At 56.1% G+C, this 20,555-nt stretch carries 22 protein-coding genes; 17 read left to right on the top strand and 5 right to left on the bottom strand.

From position 1 onward, the window contains the following. Positions 1–4: 4 nt before the first annotated feature. Complete coding sequence (gene ppk2 / locus ACAM29_RS11040; RefSeq protein WP_206839380.1) at positions 5–814, bottom strand: polyphosphate kinase 2; 810 nt, start codon at positions 812–814, stop codon at positions 5–7. Next, positions 807–1,724 carry a ketopantoate reductase family protein gene (locus ACAM29_RS11035; RefSeq protein WP_206839388.1) on the bottom strand — a complete coding sequence of 306 codons (918 nt, stop codon included), beginning with the start codon at positions 1,722–1,724 and terminating at the stop codon, positions 807–809. Before ACAM29_RS11035 ends, ppk2 begins: the two co-directional genes overlap by 8 nt. Before the next feature lie 80 nt (positions 1,725–1,804). On the opposite strand from ACAM29_RS11035, the gene ACAM29_RS11030 reads away from it, so the two are divergent. Beyond that, positions 1,805–2,287, top strand: coding sequence for a YajQ family cyclic di-GMP-binding protein (locus ACAM29_RS11030; protein WP_091821678.1), 483 nt, complete (start codon positions 1,805–1,807; stop codon positions 2,285–2,287). A 36-nt stretch (positions 2,288–2,323) separates the two neighbouring features. Here the strand turns inward: ACAM29_RS11030 and ACAM29_RS11025 are convergent, their stop codons facing one another. The 3 genes from ACAM29_RS11025 to ACAM29_RS11015 form a co-directional block, all read right to left on the bottom strand. Continuing rightward, positions 2,324–2,539 carry a hypothetical protein gene (locus ACAM29_RS11025; protein WP_091821675.1) on the bottom strand — a complete coding sequence of 72 codons (216 nt, stop codon included), beginning with the start codon at positions 2,537–2,539 and terminating at the stop codon, positions 2,324–2,326. Positions 2,540–2,613: 74 nt separating this feature from the next. Further along, the gene (locus tag ACAM29_RS11020; RefSeq protein ID WP_091821670.1) at positions 2,614–3,951 is read right to left on the bottom strand and encodes an MFS transporter; all 1,338 of its coding nucleotides are present in this window, start codon (positions 3,949–3,951) and stop codon (positions 2,614–2,616) included. 115 nt (positions 3,952–4,066) lie between these two features. Then, positions 4,067–4,828: an SDR family oxidoreductase gene (locus tag ACAM29_RS11015; protein WP_091821667.1), complete on the bottom strand. Its 762-nt coding sequence runs from the start codon at positions 4,826–4,828 to the stop codon at positions 4,067–4,069. A 297-nt stretch (positions 4,829–5,125) separates the two neighbouring features. Between ACAM29_RS11015 and ACAM29_RS11010 the strand changes: the two genes are divergently transcribed. From ACAM29_RS11010 to ACAM29_RS10935, 16 genes are all read left to right on the top strand, one after another. Beyond that, a complete protein-coding gene (locus ACAM29_RS11010; protein WP_369624137.1) occupies positions 5,126–5,599 on the top strand; it encodes an FxsA family protein in 474 nt (157 codons plus the stop codon). A gap of 214 nt (positions 5,600–5,813) precedes the next feature. Continuing rightward, positions 5,814–6,107 (top strand): co-chaperone GroES, encoded by a 294-nt coding sequence (locus ACAM29_RS11005; RefSeq protein ID WP_091821661.1) that lies wholly within the window; start codon positions 5,814–5,816, stop codon positions 6,105–6,107. A 68-nt stretch (positions 6,108–6,175) separates the two neighbouring features. Continuing rightward, positions 6,176–7,822, top strand: a complete 1,647-nt coding sequence (gene groL, locus ACAM29_RS11000; RefSeq protein WP_206839396.1) for a chaperonin GroEL — start codon at positions 6,176–6,178, stop codon at positions 7,820–7,822. A gap of 116 nt (positions 7,823–7,938) precedes the next feature. Further along, positions 7,939–8,814 (top strand): hypothetical protein, encoded by an 876-nt coding sequence (locus ACAM29_RS10995; protein ID WP_354409344.1) that lies wholly within the window; start codon positions 7,939–7,941, stop codon positions 8,812–8,814. A gap of 1 nt (position 8,815) precedes the next feature. Then, a complete protein-coding gene (locus ACAM29_RS10990; RefSeq protein ID WP_369624136.1) occupies positions 8,816–9,430 on the top strand; it encodes a glutathione S-transferase family protein in 615 nt (204 codons plus the stop codon). A gap of 54 nt (positions 9,431–9,484) precedes the next feature. Continuing rightward, the gene (thpR, locus tag ACAM29_RS10985; RefSeq protein WP_091822825.1) at positions 9,485–10,054 is read left to right on the top strand and encodes an RNA 2',3'-cyclic phosphodiesterase; all 570 of its coding nucleotides are present in this window, start codon (positions 9,485–9,487) and stop codon (positions 10,052–10,054) included. Between the two features lie 22 nt (positions 10,055–10,076). Then, positions 10,077–11,438: a tRNA 5-hydroxyuridine modification protein YegQ gene (yegQ, locus tag ACAM29_RS10980; protein ID WP_369624135.1), complete on the top strand. Its 1,362-nt coding sequence runs from the start codon at positions 10,077–10,079 to the stop codon at positions 11,436–11,438. A gap of 82 nt (positions 11,439–11,520) precedes the next feature. Next, on the top strand, positions 11,521–12,393 hold the full coding sequence (locus tag ACAM29_RS10975) for a prenyltransferase (protein WP_369624134.1): 873 nt from the start codon (positions 11,521–11,523) through the stop codon (positions 12,391–12,393). A 118-nt stretch (positions 12,394–12,511) separates the two neighbouring features. After that, positions 12,512–14,020, top strand: a complete 1,509-nt coding sequence (locus ACAM29_RS10970) for a fumarate hydratase (RefSeq protein ID WP_091821644.1) — start codon at positions 12,512–12,514, stop codon at positions 14,018–14,020. Between the two features lie 183 nt (positions 14,021–14,203). After that, positions 14,204–14,971, top strand: coding sequence for a DUF3450 domain-containing protein (locus tag ACAM29_RS10965; RefSeq protein WP_369624133.1), 768 nt, complete (start codon positions 14,204–14,206; stop codon positions 14,969–14,971). Further along, entirely contained in the window at positions 14,968–16,317 is a 1,350-nt protein-coding gene (locus tag ACAM29_RS10960) for a MotA/TolQ/ExbB proton channel family protein (RefSeq protein WP_369624132.1), read from the top strand. The genes ACAM29_RS10965 and ACAM29_RS10960 overlap by 4 nt, the downstream gene beginning before the upstream one ends. Beyond that, positions 16,307–16,804, top strand: a complete 498-nt coding sequence (locus ACAM29_RS10955; RefSeq protein WP_369624131.1) for a MotA/TolQ/ExbB proton channel family protein — start codon at positions 16,307–16,309, stop codon at positions 16,802–16,804. Before ACAM29_RS10960 ends, ACAM29_RS10955 begins: the two co-directional genes overlap by 11 nt. Further along, on the top strand, positions 16,801–17,214 hold the full coding sequence (locus ACAM29_RS10950) for a biopolymer transporter ExbD (protein ID WP_091821634.1): 414 nt from the start codon (positions 16,801–16,803) through the stop codon (positions 17,212–17,214). Before ACAM29_RS10955 ends, ACAM29_RS10950 begins: the two co-directional genes overlap by 4 nt. Then, positions 17,214–17,870: an energy transducer TonB gene (locus tag ACAM29_RS10945; RefSeq protein WP_369624130.1), complete on the top strand. Its 657-nt coding sequence runs from the start codon at positions 17,214–17,216 to the stop codon at positions 17,868–17,870. Before ACAM29_RS10950 ends, ACAM29_RS10945 begins: the two co-directional genes overlap by 1 nt. Before the next feature lie 4 nt (positions 17,871–17,874). After that, on the top strand, positions 17,875–19,092 hold the full coding sequence (locus tag ACAM29_RS10940; RefSeq protein WP_369624129.1) for a tetratricopeptide repeat protein: 1,218 nt from the start codon (positions 17,875–17,877) through the stop codon (positions 19,090–19,092). 61 nt (positions 19,093–19,153) lie between these two features. Beyond that, positions 19,154–20,533 carry a sodium-dependent transporter gene (locus tag ACAM29_RS10935; protein WP_206839419.1) on the top strand — a complete coding sequence of 460 codons (1,380 nt, stop codon included), beginning with the start codon at positions 19,154–19,156 and terminating at the stop codon, positions 20,531–20,533. The last annotated feature ends 22 nt before the right edge of the window (positions 20,534–20,555 follow it).

Here is a 20,555-nt window from a genome sequence, read left to right as displayed (position 1 = left end):
TTCCTTAGTTCTGCTCCGTTGATGGGCTTCGCTGCTGCAGGCTGATGTGTGCCGCTTGTACGATCAGAGGGTCGGGTTCGATCTGAATGTCCGGATCCGGATCCGGATAAGGCAAATGACTGAGAATATGGCGCATTGCGTTCAGGCGTGCCCGTTTCTTGTCATCAGAGCGGATAATGGTCCAGGGGGCATCTGCCGTGTCGGTATGAAAGAACATCGATTCCTTGGCTTCGGTATAGGCATCCCACTTGTCCAGCGATGCCAGATCAACCGGAGACAGTTTCCAGTGCTTGAGCGGGTCGGTACGGCGTGACTGGAAACGATTGAACTGCTCCTCTCGGCTGACTTCAAACCACAGCTTGAACAGTCGAATGCCACTGCGCACGAACATGCGTTCCAGCTCCGGTGCTTCGCGCATGAATTCCAGGTATTCCGACGGGGTGCAGAAATCCATTACACGCTCGACGCCTGCGCGGTTGTACCATGAACGGTCGAGCAGGATGATCTCACCAGCAGCGGGAAGGTGTTTTATATAGCGCTGGAAATACCATTCCGACCTCTCACGCTCGGTTGGCTTCTCAAGTGCAATGACATGGGCGCCACGCGGATTGAGGTGCTCCATGAAGCGTTTGATGGTACCTCCCTTGCCTGCGGCATCGCGCCCCTCGAATATGATCAGAATCTTCTGCCCCGTTTCTCGTACCCAGCGCTGTACCTTGAGCAACTCAATTTGCAGCTCGCGCTTTTCCGCTTCGTAGATGTCGCGCTTGAGCTTTTTTTTGTAGGGGTAATCCGGTGTGTGCGGTTCAGTCATTCCGATGTTCTCTTTCCATGGTCAATGTTCTGATCTGATGAAGCAGGGCCGTATTAAGTGGGGTGGCAATGCCATATTCAGATGCTCGATGGCAGAGGTAACCGGTAATCTGTTCGATTTCCGTCTGTCGCTTATGGCGTATATCCTGCAGCATAGAAGACAGGTTGTCGCCTGTCGCATGTGCCACGGCTTCTGCCTGTTGATGCAGCGGTTCAGTAAACAGTGTGATACCGGCTGCTGCGGCTACCTGCTCGACTTCGGTGCAAACCTGTCGCAGCAGTTGCAGGCGATGCTGATTATGCAGCAGTTCGCCGTTACGGCAGTTTTCCAGGGCGCTTAGCGGATTAATGGCACAATTGATTGCCAGCTTGCGCCACAGTACCGGCAGAATTTCGTTGCAGCCTTTCAGTGTCAGAGGCAACCGGTCCCAGCCATCAGGTAGAACAGGTGAAGCTGGGGTCAGTGGGCCGATCAGGGTTTCGCCGCGGCTGATGCAGTGCAGCTTGTTGGGTGGCTCGCGCCAGGCGCCGGCTGTAGTGGTGGCTGCCCAGAGCTGGCAGTCGGGTAGCAGATCAAGCACGGCTTGTTGCTGCCCCATACCGTTCTGCAACAGCACAATTTGACAGTCGGGTTGCAGCCGATGTTGTATGGCACGCAGCGCAGTCAGGGTATCATAGGCCTTGGTTGTGACCAGCAGGTGCCGGATCGGGTTGGGGTTGTTGATGGTTTCCGCTTTGGGTGAGCAGCGCTGTACCTGACCTGACTCATGCAGCTCTATGTTGTTGCCATGCTGCCAGCTTTTCAGTGCAGCCTTGTCGCGCAGCATAAGGGTCGTTGGTACCGAGCCGTGTTCGAAGAGGCAGGCCCAGAGGCGTCCAATCGCGCCAGCGCCAAGAATGTACCAGTGCATGGGTACTCCGCAGGTCCAAAAAGCATGATCTTAGCCCCGTTTCAGGCGGGGATGAAACCGATATTAACAGGAGAGTTGAAATGCCTTCATTCGATGTAGTGTCTGAGCTGGATATGCATGAAGTAACCAATGCTGTCGATCAGGCCAACCGTGAGCTACAGAGCCGGTATGACTTTAAGGGTGTCAAGGCGGCATATGAACTCAGCGGTGAGGTGGTGACACTGGAAGCGGAAGTGGACTTTCAACTGCAGCAGATGCTGGAAATGCTGAAGGCCAAGCTGACCGGGCGCAAGATCGATATCAAGTGTATGGAGATCAAGGATCCGGATCTGGGCGGTGTGAAGGCGAAGCAGGAGGTGGTCCTGCGTCAGGGACTCGACCAGCCGCTGTGCAAGAAGATCAGCAAGGTGATCAAGGATGCCAAACTGAAAGTGCAGACCCAGATTCAGGGTGACAAGGTGCGCGTGACCGGCAAAAAGCGCGATGACCTGCAGGAGGCGATCGCGCTGCTGCGTGAGTCTGATGTCGAGTTGCCGCTGCAGTTCAACAACTTCCGTGACTGATTGGGCAAAGCCGAGTGTGTACTCGGCTTACTGAGTCTAGTCTTGGCAACAGAGCAGAAACAGTTCGCGTGCCAGCGCCTGCTGTTCCTGCTCTCCACAGTGGCTGAAGTCCTCTGCTACCAGCCCTCCTTTAGTGAACAGCCGGTGCAGCTGTGGGCCTTTCCACTCCATCAAAGTTGCGCCGCTGAGTTTATCGCTGATACTGAGGCTGGGTTGGGGATGCTCCAGCCAAGCGTTAATTTGAAATGTCATGTCAGACTCCTGCTGTCATTCGGTTCAGCAGTTACTCTATCTGTCGTAGAATTTATTGTAAATGATAATTGATATCATTTGTTATCGGCATCAACGGCTATTGCATCAAACCGATGTCGCAGGGTCCAGAGCATCAGCAGTGATGGCAGCACCATCAGTGCCGTGACGATAAAGAACCGCTCCCAGCTCCCCAGCCAGTCAACGCTGTAGCCACTGAGGCCGGCCAGCGTGGTCCGGCTGAGGTTGCCCAACGAGGCCAGCAGTGCATACTGGGTTGCACTGAAGGCGCGACCGGTCAGCAGCGTAAGAAATGAGACAAACGCCACGGTCGAAAATGCTGTGGTGAAGTTATCCACAATCAGGGTCAGGACCAGCAGCCACTCGACCGGGCCGACGGCAGCGATCACCGCAAACATCAGATTGCTGGACGCCATCGCAACACCGCCCAGCAACAAGCCACGCACAACACCAAAACGGGTGTTAAAGGCACTGCCGAGCAGGGTAAAGCTCACGGTTACAAACCAGCCGAACATCTTGGTATATTCGCCGATCTGCTCATTACTGAACCCCACTTCCTTGTAGAACACAATCGACATCCGACCAAGAAAAGCCTCACCCACCTTGAACAGGAATATGAACAGCATCAGCATGAGTGCGACCTTGATACCATTCTTGCGGAAGAACTCGGCGAACGGTTCCACCACGGTGACCATCAGCCAGGCAACGATTTTCGAGCTGTGCAGCTCTTGCTGGTAGCGTCGATCAGCCTGCTCCTGCAACAGGTCTCGTGAGGTGACCGGCTCCCGTACGATCAGGGTAAACAGCATTAATAGAAGAATGATGCCGGCCATTAGCAAGTAGACCCCATTCCATCCGATGCGATCAGCCTGAACAAAGGCCAGGTAGCCCGGCCATGAGTAACCGGTCCACCAGCCAATAATGGCCATTGCGGCGGCTGGGGGCAGCTTTTCTTTCTCATGACGAGCAAATTGGTCTATTCGAAAGGCATCGATGGCTACATCCTGTGTGGCGGAGCTGGCGGCAATACCCAATGCCAAAGCCCCTGCCAGAACCAGATTGGAGGCTGGGTCCACGGTGGAAATCAGCAAAACGAACAGCAACATCAGTATCTGGGTAGTGAAAATCCAGCTGCGCCTTTGTCCCAGGCGGCCGACCAGTGGCAGCTTTACTCGGTCCACGAGTGGTGCCCAGAGAAAATTGATCGCATACACGGTGGCTACGGTTCCCAGCAGGCCAATGTCAGCACGGCTGGTGCCAGCATCGGCAAGCCAGCCACTGAGGCTGCTGCCAATCAGCACAAAGGGAAAACCGCTGGAGCATCCCATCAGAAAGATCCACAGCAGGCGGATATCACGGTATCGGGAGAAGGTTTCTTTCCATGAGTGCGGCATATAGATGCGGGTCCGGCTAATTCAGAAAGGCCCGAGTATAGCGGAAAGTGGTTGGTGCAACAGCGAAAGGCGGGTGCTGCAGGCCGGCGCGAACGCCGGCGCTGCATCAGGGGAACTAGATGCGCAGTGCACCGTCAATTTCCAGACAGCGACCATTCACATAGTCGTTCTCAAGAATGAAAGTGACGGTTTTGGCGATCTCTTCCGGTTTGCCCAAGCGCTTGGCCGGGATGCCGGATGCGATCTTTTCCAGTGCTTCCGGCTTCATGCTCATTACCATTTCGGTACCGATATAGCCCGGTGCAATGGAGGCTGCACGGATGCCGTAGCGTGCCAGTTCCTTGGCCCAAGTGACAGCCATGGCCTCGACGCCAGCCTTGGTGGCGGTGTAGTTGGTCTGGCCCATGTTGCCGGAGCGTGAAACGGAAGAGATGTTGATAATGCAGCCTTCACAGCCCAGCTCAATCATCTTGGCGGCGGCTTCACGCGCGCAGAGGAAAGTACCGGTCAGATTGACGGCGATAACCTGATTCCACTGCTCCATCGACATTTTGCCGACCACCTGACCATCCTTGGCTTTGATGAACAGGCCATCACGGGTGATGCCGGCATTGTTGACCAGGCCGTTGATGCTGCTGAAATCACGCACGATATCGGTAAACAGTTTTTCAACATCGGCTTCTTCGGCCACGTTGGCAGTGTAGGTGCGTGCTTCGACGCCCATTTCCATGCACAGGCCAGCGGTCTGGTCCAGGTCATCCTGATTCAGGTCTACCAGTGCCAGCTTGGCACCCTTGCCAGCCAATTCAAGCGCCATGGCGCGGCCCAGACCGCGGCCTCCACCGGTTACAACGATCACTTTATCTTTGAGTTCCATCGGGAATCCCCTCTAATCAAATGGTAGTTTCTTATTGTGCGCCGCAACATATTGCAGTGCAACAATTTAATTTGCATCGTCTAAAAAGTCTATATCTGTCGCAAAAAAGTCATGAAATGTACTAATAATGGAGGGTTTTGGTGTCTAAGGGATAAGAGGGGTGAAAGCTTAACTTTTTGTAAAATAAGGGTTTTCTCTTATATGCTTGGATTGGTTACGGCAGCATGACTTTGGGTCGGAACTGAGCGATCATGTGACTGTCCGATTGTTATATCCAGCTTGCCTTGCAGGAGTCACATGCGCGTTCTCTTTCTGTTGTTCATTATCATTCCAATCATTGAAATCACCGTCCTGATTCAGGTGGGACAGGCAATAGGCGCTTGGTACACCGTTGGACTGGTACTGTTGTCCGCCTTTATCGGTGTCAACATGCTGCGCCATCAGGGCCTGTCGACGCTGGCGCGCGCTCAGCAGCGCATGGATCAGGGTGAGGTACCGGGGCAGGAGATGGCTGAAGGCATACTGCTTGCAGTGGGTGGAGCACTATTGGTGACACCTGGCTTTGTGACGGATGTGATCGGCTTCAGCTGCCTGATCCCGGCTGTACGACGTGCCTTGATCAAACCCCTGATCGGGCGCTTTACCGTAGTGGCAGCCACTCACCGGCATCAGACCGATGATGTGCATGTGTATACAGCAGACCCGGATGATTACAGAACGGTAGAAGAGCGTGACCCGATTGAAGGTGAAATCACCCATCGAGATCGATAAAAAATCCTGTTCGGCCCCTTGAAAACACCCCCTGTCCCCCCCATTTCCTGCTGCAGGATGGAGAGCTCTGCAGCTGCAAAAAAAAGTTGCAGCTCGGGCATTGAAAAGCCTGCAGGCTCCCCCCATTAACGTTGCAACCTGAATTCGGATCGCACATCGCGTCCGCATTAACAACAACATCGCATTGGATCCTAGATACCAGGAGAACAACCAGATGAAAATTCGTCCACTTCACGACCGTGTTGTAGTTCGCCGCAGCGAAGAAGAGACCACTACGGCTGGCGGTATTGTGCTGCCGGGCTCTGCAGCCGAGAAGCCCAACCGTGGCGAAGTCGTGGCAGTAGGTCCGGGCCGGACTCTCAATAACGGTGAGATTCAGGCGCCTTCCGTAAAAGTGGGTGACAAGATCCTCTTCGGTCAGTATGCCGGCTCCAACACCGTCAAAGTCGATGGTGATGAACTGCTGATCATGCAGGAAGGTGAGATCTACGGCGTCCTGGAAGACTGAAAGCTCAGCTTCGCGTCGCTCAAATCGTCAACTTATTAACTCGATACTGAATACAGGACTAGTGAACAATGGCTGCTAAAGACGTACGTTTTGGTGATGATGCCCGTCAGCGCATGCTCAAGGGCGTGAACATCCTGGCTGATGCAGTAAAGGCAACTCTGGGCCCGAAAGGCCGTAACGTGGTACTGGACAAGTCCTTCGGTGCACCGACCGTGACCAAGGATGGCGTATCCGTTGCCAAAGAGATCGAACTGAAAGACAAGTTCGAGAACATGGGTGCACAGATGGTCAAGGAAGTCGCTTCCAAGGCCAACGATGTGGCCGGTGACGGTACTACCACTGCAACCGTTCTGGCTCAGGCGATCGTGAACGAAGGCCTGAAGTCCGTTGCCGCTGGCATGAACCCGATGGACCTGAAGCGCGGTATCGACAAGGCTGCTAAGGCGGTTGTAGAACAGCTGGCAGCCATGTCTGTACCTTGCGAAGACTCCAAGGCGATTGCGCAGGTGGGCACCATCTCCGCCAACTCTGATCCGGAAATCGGTCGCATTATCGCTGAAGCGATGGAGCGTGTAGGCAAGGACGGTGTCATCACTGTTGAAGAAGGATCCGGCTTCGATAACGAACTGGATGTGGTTGAAGGTATGCAGTTCGATCGTGGCTACCTGTCTCCCTACTTCATCAACAACCAAGAAAACATGTCAGCTGAGCTGGAAGACCCGTTCATCCTGCTGGTAGACAAGAAAATCTCCAACATCCGTGAACTGCTGCCAACACTGGAGCAGGTTGCAAAATCTTCCCGTCCGTTGCTGATCGTAGCTGAAGATGTTGAGGGTGAAGCACTGGCGACGCTGGTAGTTAACACCATGCGTGGCATCGTCAAGGTGTGTGCCGTCAAGGCGCCTGGATTTGGTGATCGTCGCAAGGCGATGCTGCAGGATATCGCCGTGATCAGCGGTGGTCAGGTAATCTCTGAAGAGATCGGCCTGAGCCTGGAAACAGTGACTCTTGAACAGTTGGGTACTGCCAAGCGCATCAACATCACCAAGGAAAACACGGTGATTGTCGATGGCTCCGGTACCAAGGCTGATATTGAGACACGTGTACAGCAGATCCGTACCCAGATCGAAGAAACCACTTCTGACTACGATCGTGAAAAGCTGCAGGAACGCGTTGCCAAGCTGGCAGGCGGTGTGGCCGTAATCAAGGTGGGTGCTGCCACCGAAGTGGAAATGAAAGAGAAGAAAGCCCGCGTTGACGATGCTCTGCACGCAACCCGTGCTGCCGTTGAAGAAGGCGTGGTACCGGGTGGTGGTGTTGCCCTGATCCGTGCGCTGAGCAAGGTGGAAGGCCTGCAAGGCGACAACCATGATCAGACCATCGGTATCCAGCTGGCACTGCGTGCCATGGAAGCACCGCTGCGTCAGATTGTGGGCAACGCAGGTGGCGAAGGCTCTGTCGTAGTCGACAAGGTACGTGCTGGTGAAGGAGCCTTCGGCTTTAACGCGGGTACCGAAGAGTACGGCGATATGATGGAAATGGGTATTATCGACCCGGCCAAGGTGACTCGTTCTGCACTGCAGGCGGCTGCCTCCATCGCTGGCCTGATGATCACCACTGAAGCAATGGTTGCCGACCACCCGGAAGAGAATGCCGGTGGCATGCCGGATATGGGCGGCATGGGCGGAATGGGTGGTATGGGCGGCATGATGTGATTCAGCCTCCCTCTCGCCTTTAATGGCCCTGAAAGCCCCGCATACGCGGGGCTTTTTCGTTCCCGGCAAACCTGCTAGGGTTGAGCGCTTAACGCCGACAGAGAAATTGAAACATCATGAGTGAACGCAAGGAGCCAGGCCTGGACACGGCCGGGCTGGAATCAATCGTCGTCGAGCCGGTGTCCCGCACTTCTTCCAGCGCCCCCACTGAACGAGCGGCGGTTACACCAGCTCCTGCCGGAGCGGGGCGGGGCGGCAGCCTTCTGATAACGTTGATCCTGCTGCTGTTGGTGGCCGGGGTTGGTTACCTGGGTTTCACACTTACGGAACAGCAGGGGCGTTTGCAGCAGCTGGAACAGGATTTGACTCAGGCACAGCAGCGGGTAGAGGTGCTGGAGGAGATGCTGGAGGTTACGTCTGACAGCGCAGCTCAATCCGGTCAGACGCTGCAGCAGCGGCTGGAAGACCTGAGTGGGCGTGTGAACGAGCGGGTGGCCCATGTTGACTCTGAAATTGCCAAGCTGTGGACCATTGCCTATCAGCGTAACAAGCCTCAGCTGGATGCGCATGCCGAACAGTTGAAAACACTTGAGGGCTCTCTGGCCGAGTTGGGCAGCAGTCTGAAATCGATCCGCCAGCAGGCGGCTCAGGCAGGCAAGGCGCTTGAAGAGGCCAGCGCTGCCAAGTCTGCTGTCAGCAGCACGCAGCAGCGTCTGGATGCTCGGCTTAAGGGGCTGGAACAGCAGTTGGCCACTCTGGAGCAGGGCCTGAAAGTGGAAAGTGAAGGTCGGCTCAAGGTACAACAGCAGCTGACTCAGCAATTGACCGGCCTGCAAGACGGCCAGGGTGGCAGTGCCGAGTTGGCGCAGCGGATCCGCCAGAATGAGCAGGCGATCAGCGCCATTGATGGAACCCGACGTCAAATCAATCAGGACCTGTTGCGTATTCGGCAGCAGTTGAACAATCTGCAACTCAAAGTGGAGCAGCAGTAGCATGATCAAAGTATATGGCAGTGTGTTTTCCCGTGCCGGCATGGTGATGCTGGCACTCGAAGAGCTGGGGCTGGAGTACGAAGCGGTGGATATGCTGCCGCGCAGTGAGCAGACTCAAACCAGCGAGTATCGGGCGCTTAACCCCACCGGAAAAATTCCCACGCTGGTCGATGGTGATCTGGTGCTGTTCGAAACGCAGGCGATTCTGTTCTATCTGGCGCGCAAGTACGGCGGCGGTCGTCTTTGGAGTACTACTCCGGAAGAGGAAGCGGATATCCTGCGTTGGTCACTTTTTGTCAGTAACCAGATGGAAGTGCCGGCACTGGATATATTGATCCAGTTCAAGTTCAACAAGGACAATCCCGATCAGTCTGTGATTGAGCGCGCCAGTGAAGAGCTGAATCGGTTTTTGCCGACGCTGGAACAGCAGCTACAGGGACGTGAATGGATTAGTGGTGATCATCTTACCATTGCGGATATTCACGGTGCGATGGTGCTGAGCTGGCCCAAACTGGGTGGATTTGACTACAGTGCCTATCCCGAGGTGCATCGCTGGATCAAGTCGATACTGTCGCATCCGGCGCAAAAGACACTGATGGCAAAAGCCGCCAAATAACAGGAAGGTGAAGGTTGCTCGCGCTGTTGTTGGCAGCGTGTGCAGCCATACGACATGAATCTGAGAACATTTTTTGCGTTGCCGGTACCCGAGCGAATTGCACGGCCGCTGTCGGACTGTGCCGATACGCTCTGTGCCTATGATCGAGGCCTGGATGCCCACTGGGTCGACTCGGCCAACTATCATCTGACACTCTGTTTTACAGGTGAAGTGACACTGGATCAGGTTACCGAGTTGGAGCAGCTTTGCCGTGAGCGGCTTAAGCAGCAGGGAAGCTTTATGGTGCAACTGGATCGGTTGGCTTATTACAAGGCCAATCCGCGTCTGGCCGTGCTGGCAGCGTTGACGAGCGAAAGCGAGCCATTGATGGCGCTGCACCGGCAGATGGTCGAGATCGCCAAGGAAGCTGGAATTCGGTATGATGAACGCGATTTCAAACCTCATATTACGCTGGCTCGTTTGCCGGCCAGTAACCGGTTCGAAGTGCCCGACTGCTGGCCACAACCGGGACTGACCACGCCGGCGGATTCAGTGGTGCTGTTTCAGAGCCGCCCGGGTGAGCGTGGCTCCATTTACACACCCCTGTTTGAGGTTCACCTGTCTGCCTGCAACCAGGCCCTATAACTACTCAGATTACACAGACTCTATGCGAACACCTGAACTGCTGTCCCCAGCCGGGACACTGAAAAACATGAAGTATGCATTTGCCTACGGGGCCGATGCGGTTTATGCGGGCCAGCCCCGCTACAGCCTGCGGGTGCGTAACAACGATTTTACGCACGACAATCTGGCCGAAGGGATTCGTATTGCGCATGAAATGGGCAAGAAATTCTTTGTTGCCAGCAACATCATGCCGCACAACTCCAAGCTCAAGACCTACATGAAGGACCTGGACCCGGTCATTGCGATGGGGCCGGATGCCCTGATCATGTCCGACCCCGGTCTGATCATGATGGTGAAGGACAAGTACCCGGATCTGCCGATCCATCTGTCAGTTCAGTCCAATACAATGAACTGGGCTTCGGTGAAGTTCTGGCATCGGGCCGGCATCGAGCGCATCATTCTGTCGCGTGAGCTGTCACTGGACGAGGTTGCCGAGATCCGTCAGCAGTGTCCCGAGATGGAGCTGGAAGTGTTCGTGCACGGCTCGCTCTGCATCGCCTACTCCGGTCGCTGTCTGCTGTCCGGCTACATCAATCACCGTGACCCCAACCAGGGTACCTGTACCAACACCTGTCGTTGGAAGTACGACGCGCACGAAGCGAAGGAAGACGAATCCGGTGATGTGGTGCCGGTACAGTCCTTTGATCCCAACGCACGGGCTGACGAAACACAACCAGCACTGGGTGAGGGTAAGCCGACCGATCGCATCTTCCTGCTGCAGGAAGAGACTCGACCCGGCGAATACATGCCGGCGTTCGAGGATGAGCACGGTACCTACATCATGAACTCCAAGGATCTGCGTGCCATCCAGCATGTACACAAGCTGGCCGAGATGGGTGTGGACTCGCTTAAGATCGAAGGTCGGACCAAGTCGCATTACTATGTGGCGCGTACGGCTCAGGCCTACCGTAAGGCGATCGATGATGCCGTAGCGGGCAAGCCGTTCGACATGAGCTTGATGGATACACTGGAAAATCTGGCCAACCGTGGTTACACCGAAGGTTTTTACCGTCGTCATGTGCATGATGAGTACCAGAACTACGAAACCGGCAATTCCGTTGGCGTGCATCAGCAGTTTGTGGGCGAAATCATCGGCCATGATGCCCAGACCGGCTTCATCGAAGTGGATGTGAAAAACCACTTTAAGAGGGGCGATACTCTGGAGCTGATGACTCCCGCCGGCAACAAGCGTTTTGTGTTGCAGGAGATGCTGGACAAGAAGGGGCAGGCAGCGGAGGTGGCGCCGGGTTCCGGCCATCGCATGCGTATTCCGGTCGATTTCGATACCGACATGACCTACGCGCTGCTGATGCGTGACCTGCCCAACGCGCCAGCGCGTGGCTGATACACACTGACTCGCACGCAATCCAGTGGGGAGCCCTTGCTCCCCATTTTTTTGAATAACCCTTGTTGGGCAGCTGGCCTGAATGAAAACTCCTGACAAATATACCTTCATCGGTGCGGTGCGCCCGTTCAGCTTCCCGGTCGCGCTTGTCACCTGTTTGATCGGCCTGCTGCTGGCCTGGCAGCAGGGGCAATTCAACTCGCTGCAGGCAGTGCTGGTACTGGTCGGTGGCGTGCTGCTGCAGGCTGGCGTAAACCTGATCAATGACTACAGTGATCTGCCGCTGTTGCGACGAAAGCCGGGCAGTGAGTGGCAGGTACAGGCAGTACAGCGGCATTTTCGATTGGGCATGGTCTGCTTCCTGCTGGCCAGTGTCATCGCGCTCTATTTTGTCAGTCTCAGAGGTCTAAGTTTCCTGTTGCTCTGTGTGCTGGGGCTGGCAGGTGCTTTGGGCTATACCCTGAAACCGGTCAACTACAAGAGTCGAGGGCTTGGTGTGGTGCTGGTGTTCTGGTTGATGGGTGTGCTGATGATCAACGGCAGTGCCGTTGCGTTGGGTGCATCAGTGACGGCTGGGCTGGTGCTGCAATCGCTGCCGGTGAGCTTGCTGGTCTCTCTACTGTTGTTGAGTAATGAACTGAGAGATTACGAAACCGATCAGCGCGATGGTCACAATACGTTGACAGTCAGAGTCGGCTATCATTTCTCGGTGCGGCTTTACTGCGTACTGCTGGCGCTGGCCTACCTGCTGCTGGCATTGCTGTTGGCACTGGGGCTGCTGCCTGGTGCCTTCTGGCTGCTGCCGAGTCTGCTTCTGACACTTAAGCCGGTTTGCCTGCTCAATGCACCCGCTGAACGTCGGGCCCCGCTGACGCCTGCCACGGCACGACTGTTGCTGGGCTTTGGCCTGTTGTTTTGTGTAGCGCTGATCAACCCGCTGCCGCCCCTGTTCTAATACCAATACCCGAGAAGTGATGGGGCCAAATTGGTGTATAATGCGGCCCCAGATTCTGCCGGTCTTTGGACTGGCCCGACCTCAGTGAACCCAAACCAGCCAGATTGGAGAGTCGTCAATGAGCGTTATTCGCCAGGATGATTTCATCAGCAGCATCGCCGATGCGCTGCAGTTCATTTCCTACTACCACCCGATCGATTTTGTGCAGGGTGTGCACGAAGCCTATCTGAAAGAGGAAAACCCGGCGGCAAAAGACGCCATGGCGCAGATCCTGATCAACTCACGCATGTGTGCCGAAGGCCACCGTCCGCTGTGTCAGGATACCGGCATCGTGACCGTGTTCCTGAAAGTGGGTATGAACGTACAGTGGGACGCCAAAATGTCCGTGACCGATATGGTCAACGAAGGCGTACGTCGCGCCTACATGCACCCGGATAACGTGCTGCGCGCCTCTATCCTGGCTGATCCGGCTGGCAAGCGTCAGAACACCAAGGACAACACCCCGGCGGTAATCCACTACGAAATCGTTGAAGGCGACGAAGTGGAAGTACACGTTGCGGCCAAGGGCGGCGGTTCCGAGAACAAGTCCAAGATGGCGATGCTCAACCCATCCGACAGCATCGTGGACTGGATCGTCAAGACCGTACCGACCATGGGTGCCGGCTGGTGTCCGCCGGGTATGCTGGGTATCGGTATTGGCGGTACCGCCGAGAAGGCGGCTGTGATGGCGAAAGAGTCGCTGATGGACCCGATCGATATTCACGAACTGCGCGAGCGTGGCCCGCAGAACCGTATCGAAGAGCTGCGCCTGGAGATCATGGACGCGGTCAACGCCCTGGGCATTGGCGCTCAGGGATTGGGTGGTCTGACTACCATTCTCGACGTCAAGATCATGGATTACCCGACTCACGCCGCGTCTTTGCCTGTGTGCATGATCCCGAACTGTGCCGCCACCCGTCACACCCACTTCACCCTGAACGGCAACGGCCCGGCCGTACTGACGCCGCCTAGCCTGGATGACTGGCCGGAAGTGACCTTCGAGGTCGGCGCCAATACCCGTCGTGTCAATCTGGACGAGATCACGCCGGAAGCGGTGAAAGAGTGGAAAGTCGGCGAAACCATCCTGCTCAACGGCAAGATGCTGACCGGTCGTGACGCCGCGCACAAACGCATGGTTGAAATGCTGAACAACGGCGAAGAGCTGCCGGTGGATCTGAAAGGCCGCTTTATCTACTACGTGGGCCCGGTTGATCCTGTGCGTGATGAAGTGGTCGGCCCGGCTGGCCCGACTACCTCTACCCGTATGGATAAGTTCACCCGTCAGATCCTGGAAAGCACAGGCCTGCTGGGCATGATCGGCAAGTCCGAGCGTGGCCCGATTGCCATCGACGCGATCAAGGACAACCAGGCTGTATACCTGATGGCGGTAGGTGGCGCGGCTTACCTGGTATCCAAGGCGATTACGCACGCTGACGTTATCGCCTTCCCGGAACTGGGCATGGAAGCGATCTACGAGTTCGAAGTGAAGGACATGCCCGTTACCGTGGCTGTCGATACGTCCGGTGAGTCTGTTCACACCACCGGCCCGGCCAAGTGGAAGGACATTATCGCCCACAAGGCGGTGTGACACCTGTGGTGTTGTGATAATACGCTGTAACAAAAAAACCCGCTTCGGCGGGTTTTTTTGTTGTTGGGTCTGACGATTCGACACCAAGGTGTCTGAGCTTCAATACCAATTCAGGGTTGCATTTCACAACAATAGATTAAATAATGCGAATCGTTTTCATTAAAATTACATATTGGGTTAATCATGCAGTCCATACACAGTAAGGCCGCTTTGCTTGCACTAGGCTGCTCAGTGTCGCTGCTGGTCCAGGCAGGACCACTCGATCAGGCGCAGCAGACACTGCAACAGAGTCATCGAGAAGGCGCACAGGTACAGCGTAACATCGATCAGCTGGATCGCCAGACTCGGGAAAACTACGAAGAGTACAGTGCGATCCTGCGTCAGGCCGATCTGGTGGAAGCCTACAACCGGCAGTTGTCACGCATGATTGACGATCAGTCCCGTGAACTTGCCGATATTGAAGAACAGCTAGTGTCACTGGCTGAAACCGAGCAGGCTACGCTGCCTCTTCTGGTTCGCATGCAGGCCATGCTGGAACAGTTCGTCGCGGCTGACCTGCCGTTCCTGCTTGAAGAGCGCCAGCAACGGACGGAGAGGCTGGCACGTTTGATGGATCGGGCCGATGTCAGTTTGGCGGAGAAATATCGCCAGATTCTTGAAGCCTATCAAATCGAAGCCGAGTATGGCCGTACGCTGGAAGCCTGGACCGGGTTGCTGAGCCAGAATGGGTCGGAGCGAGAGGTAACCTTCCTGCGACTGGGGCGTGTGGGGCTGTACTACCAGACGTTGAATGGTGAAGAGAGTGGTCGCTGGAGCAAAGCCGAAGATGGCTGGGAAGTCATGGATGCATCGCACAACTGGTCGATTCGCAAGGCGATCAGCGTTGCGCGTCAGCAGTCTGTACCTGAGTTGTTGGAACTGCCGCTTGAGCTGACAGGAGGTTCACTGTGAAACAGGTCATGAAGATCGCGCTCGTGGCATGTGCCATCATATTAAGTGTGCCGGCTCAGGCCGATGAATTGCAGAAATTGCTGCAGCAGATTCGTTCAGATGTATCTCGGGATCGCAGTCAGGATGCCGAGCGCTTGCAGGCATTTCAGGGTGATCATAATCGCCAGTTGGCCCTGCTGAATGATGCAAGGAAGCGAATGGCGGCGGCCGAAGCCGAGCAGGAAAGATTGAAGGCCGAATTTCAGGCCAATGAGGATGCGTTAACTGAGCAGGGCGAAGCCCTGCGCATGCGCAGCGGACAGCTGGGTGAGGTGTTTGGTGTGGTCAAGCAGCAGGCACAGGAACTTCAGGGACAGCTGTCTGACTCCTTGATCACGGCAGAATACCCCCAGCGTGATGAGCTATTGGCCTTCGCCGAGCTCAAGCGTATTCCTTCACTGGCCGAGCTGGAGGGACTCTGGTTCCTGCTGCAGCAGGAAATGACTGCTACGGGAGAGGTTGCTCCCTTTACCGCTTCGGTGGTGCAGCCTGATGGCAGTCGCTCCGAAACAAATGTGTTGAGGATTGGTCCGTTCACGGCCCTGACATCTGAAGGCCGCTATCTGAACTATGAAAACGGTGTGTTGCAGCAGTTGCCGGTGCAGCCAGACAGTGGCGTGATCACGCAGGCCCGTGATTTTATGGCCGGGCAGGGCAATGTGGTGGTCGTCGACCCCAGTCGAGGCAATCTGTTGGCGTTGCTGGCACAAACCCCCGATCTGAAGGCGCGCATCGCACAGGGTGGGCTGGTGGGTTACATCATTCTGTCGCTGGGTGGCATTGGTCTGCTGGTTGCGCTTTGGAAACTGATGACCACGATCACAGTCGAGTTGAGTGTACGCAAGCAGCTGCGCCAGCCGCAGCAGGCGCATAGCAATAATCCATTGGGCCGAGTGATGCAGGCGGGAGAAGCGGGCCGTACGACTGATGAAACCGAATTGAGAGTTGATGAGGCGCTTCTCAAGGAAGCCCCCATTCTTGAGCGTGGCCTGACACTGCTGAAACTGGTCGCGGCCGTTGCACCACTGCTGGGCCTGCTGGGCACCGTAACCGGTATGATCGGCACCTTCCAGAGCATCACTTTGTTCGGAACCGGTGACCCCAAACTGATGGCTGGCGGCATTTCCCAGGCGCTGATGACCACAGTGCTGGGGCTGTGTGTGGCGATACCGCTGCTGTTCTGCCACAGCCTGCTGGCTTCACGCAGCCGTCGCCTGCTGCAGCTGCTGCAGCAGAAGGGGCTGGCCTTGCTGGCCACGCAGCGTGCAAATCTCAGTGATGCGGACGAGGCGCGCCATGCTGCCTGATCTGTCCCAGTATCAGGCAGCACTGGAGGGCTTTTTCAAGGCGGGTGGTCCTGTGCTTTGGGCACTGCTGCTGGTCAGCCTGCTGCTGTGGACGCTTCTACTGGAGCGGCTCTGGTTTCGCTGGGTCGATTTCCCGCGCCGTATCCGTGCCTACCGTAAGCAACAGCCTGGCGCACTGCGAGGCCTTGAACGAGCGGACCTGCTGCTGGATCTTCAGGGGGCATTGCCGTTGATCCGAACCCTGATAGCACTGTGTCCGCTGATCGGGCTCCTCGGCACCGTGACCGGCATGATCCACCTGTTTGACACCCTGGCCTTGAACGGTACCGGTAACCCTCGTCTTATGGCCGCTGGTGTGGCCCGTGCGACCCTGCCAACGCTGGCAGGCATGGTAATGGCCGTCAGTGGACTGCTGCTGTGGAACCGTCTTGCCCGCTGGAGCCAGCTGCAACGTACCCGTCTTGATATCACAGGAGCCAGAGGATGAGGCAACGACTCAATCTGGAAATGCTGGAAAATGATGCCGAAATCGACATGACACCGATGCTGGATATCGTGTTCATCATGCTGATTTTCTTTATTGTTTCGACCAGTTTTGTACGAGAGGCCGGAGTCGAGATTGAACGTCCGGTGTCGGATACGTCTGAAGTGCAGGAAAGCCAGGGCGTGATGCTGGCAATTACGGCGCAGGATGAAGTCTGGCTGGATCGGCAGCCGGTGGATATCCGTATGATTCGACCCACACTGGAGCGGCTCAAGGTGGAGCAGCCCGATCTGGGTGTGATGATTCAGGCGGACAAGGACGCTAAAACCGGTTTGCTGGTACAGGTCATGGATCAGGTGAAACTGTCCGGTATTGAGCAGGTTGCAGTCGCCACCCGCGAGGGTAAGGGTTGATGCGAGCGCTGTTGTTCCTGCCCGGGGCTGTGTTGGTCAGCCTGTTGCTGTTTATGTTAATGGCGCATCTTGCCGGTATCGGTCGCAGTGAACCACCGGTAATGACGGATCATACAAACATCAACCTTCACCGGCTAAAGCTGGATTCAGAGGTACAATTGCGCCAGCGCGAATCGCTGCCGCCACCTGAGCCCGTGATACAGCAGCCGGATACACCACAACCGCCTGCCATACAGCAGACGGAAGCGGTCAATATGCCAACGGTTGCGCTGGATATGCCAACGCCCAACCTGGATATGAACATTCGCATCAATGCCGCTGCAAATCTGTCTGCCGCCCAGGCTGTTGCGGCCCCGGCGCCTTCACCGGGTATCAGCATGAACCTCAATGCTACGCCGGTTTCACGAATGAATCCGCAATACCCGCGGCGTGCCTTGACGCGTCGCATAGAAGGCTTCGTTGTCGCCGAATTTACGGTGGATCGCTCCGGGCATGTCGTCGCTGACTCGTTTGAAATAGTCGAGTCTTCACCGCCGGGCATGTTTGACAGTGCCGTTGAGCGCGCGCTATTGCGTTGGCGCTTCAATCCGCTGACTGAAGGGGGGCAGCCCGTGCCGTTCCGAACCCGTCAGCGTCTGGAATTCAAGTTGGAGTAATCACATGAAGCGCACGATCATCCTGTTGCCGTTACTGTTATTGCTGAGTTTGACCGGTGCTGTCCGGGCCGAAACGGTGAACATATCTCCTTTTGTGCTGCAGCAGCTGAATGCAGTGCAACAGGCGATGGCACAAGAGCAGTTCGCCAAGGCGACCGAGGTGCTGGACAAGCTTGCGCAGCAGGATCTGAGCCCACCAGGTAAAGCCTATATGCACCAGTTTCGCGGTAACCTGGCACTTCAGCAGAAACGTGAGGCCGAAGCGCTGAAGCAGTTTAAGGCCGCCTGGGAGCTGAAGGCACTGACCGAACAGGATCAGCGCCGGTTGCTGCACACGGTGGCTCAATTGCAGTTAACACTGGATCAATGGAAGAAGGGTACCGCGTCTCTGGAGCACTGGATGCAACTGGTGCGTGCGGCCGGGATGGCAGACAGTGAAATTCGTGCCGATGACTATCTATTGCTTGCACAGGGCTATTCGCAACAGGAGCAATGGCAAAAAGTCGTTGATCCCATCAAGACCGCAATCAGAATTAAAGGCCGTGCCCCCGAAGACTGGTATCGTCTGCAGCTGGCGGCACACTTCCAGCTTAAGCAGTGGCAAGGCGCGACAGCTGTATTGGAACTGCTGACTGAACGTTATCCACAGAAGTCTCAGTACTGGGAGCAGCTGGCCAGTGTATATCAGATTCGTGAGCGTCACGCTGATGCGCTGGCAACGTTGCGTGCCGCCTGGATTGGTGGCCATCTACAGAAAGAACGACAGTATATCTGGCTGGTGCAGTTGATGATGCAGCAGGGTATCCCTCAACGCGCCGCCGAAGTGTTGCAGCAGTCCCTGCGGGCGGGCACTGTGCGTAATACTCTCAAGCACCAGCGCCTGCTGGCTCAGGCACAGCTGGATGCTAAGCTCTATGAGCAGGGGCGCAAGACCCTGCAGCGCATCGCCGAGCGCAAGCCGGATTATGACACCTGGCGTCAGCTGGCCTACCTGGAGCTGCAGCTCAAGCGCTGGAGTGACATGAAGCGCAGCATTGATAAGGCCGTTGCGCTTAAGCCGGATGCGGCTGAGCTGCTTTTGCTGCGCGGCATTGCCGATATCAACCGCGCCGAATATGAACAGGCGCGTTCCAGCTTTGAACGTGCCAGTGCGTACAATGGTACCCGTGATCAGGCGAAGAGCTGGCTGAATTATCTGGAGCAGGTACAGAGCCGTAGTTAAGCGGCAGAAAACGCATTGCTTTTATGGCAGGATATCCCGCTGATCCAAGCGGAATCCTGTCATGAACAACATATCGAACCCCTCTGCCGGGCGAATGCCCGCACAGCAATGGTCCACCCGTCTTGCCTTCGTGCTGGCCGCTGCCGGTGCAGCGGTCGGGCTGGGCAATATCTGGAAATTCCCCTATATCGCTGGTGAAAATGGCGGCGGTGCCTTTGTGCTGGTCTATCTGGCATGTATCGCTGTACTGGGGCTGCCACTGCTGATGGCCGAGGTACTGATCGGTCGGCGCGGTCAGCAGAATCCGGTCAACTCCATGGCGGCTCTGGCACAGGAGGCGGGTGCCAGCCCACTGTGGAAAAACGTCGGCCGGTTGGGCGTGTTGACCGGTTTTCTGTTGCTCAGCTTCTATGTGGTGGTAGCTGGCTGGGCCCTGGCCTATATCCCTTTGACCGCCAGTGGTGTATTTGCCCAGCTGCAGCCAGCTGAAATCGGGCAGCAATTTGATGCGCATCTGCACAACCCGTGGGTATTGATTGGCTGGGGTACGCTGGTATTGGTGTTGACGCTGGGGATCGTCGGACGGGGTGTGCGCAGTGGTTTGGAAAAGGCTGCTAATCTGTTAATGCCGCTGCTGTTCCTGTTTCTGGTTATCTTGGTGGGCTTTGCCGCCAGCAGTGGTCACTTTGCACAAGCGGCCGCCTTCATGTTCAGCCCCGATTTCAGCAAGCTCAGCGCTTCCGGCATTTTACTGGCGCTGGGGCATGCCTTTTTTACCCTGAGCATCGGCGGTGGTGCGATGATGGTGTACGGCTCCTACCTGCCCAAGTCGGTGTCGATTGTGCGCACCTCCATCCTGATTGCCATACTGGATACAGCGGCTGCGCTGCTGGCGGGCATGGCGATTTTTCCGATTGTATTCGCGCATGGTCTCGAACCGGCAGGTGGTCCTGGGCTGATTTTCGTAACCCTGCCAATCGCTTTTGGTCAGATGCCGTTTGGCACGCTGTTTGGTACCTTGTTCTTCGTCATGCTGTCGGTAGCGGCACTTACCTCGGCATTCTCCTTGATTGAGCCGGCCATTGCCTGGCTGACAGAAAAGCGTGGCATGTCGCGGCTTAAAGCCTGCCTGCTCGGTGGCGGGGGCATCTGGTTGTTGAGCCTGGGTACAGTATTTTCCTTCAATATCGGTGCCGACTGGACCCTGGCCGGAAAGACATTTTTTGAGGCGCTGGATTATCTTACCTCTGGCTGGATGCTGCCACTGGGGGCTTTGTGCATGGCGTTGTTCACAGCCTGGGTTATGAAGCCGGAACATACGGCTGAAGAGTTGGGTGCACGCAAGGGGGTGTTGCGTATCTGGTTGCGGCTCATGCGCTATCTGGTACCGGTGATTATCCTGGTGATCTTTTTGCAGGCAGTGGGCGTCATTGCATTGTAGTTCGGTGCATAAAAAAGGCGCC

Source organism: Marinobacterium sp. BA1, from assembly GCF_041155135.1.
Taxonomy (GTDB): domain Bacteria; phylum Pseudomonadota; class Gammaproteobacteria; order Pseudomonadales; family Balneatricaceae; genus Marinobacterium; species Marinobacterium iners.
This window is presented reverse-complemented; position numbering and strand designations above follow the sequence as displayed.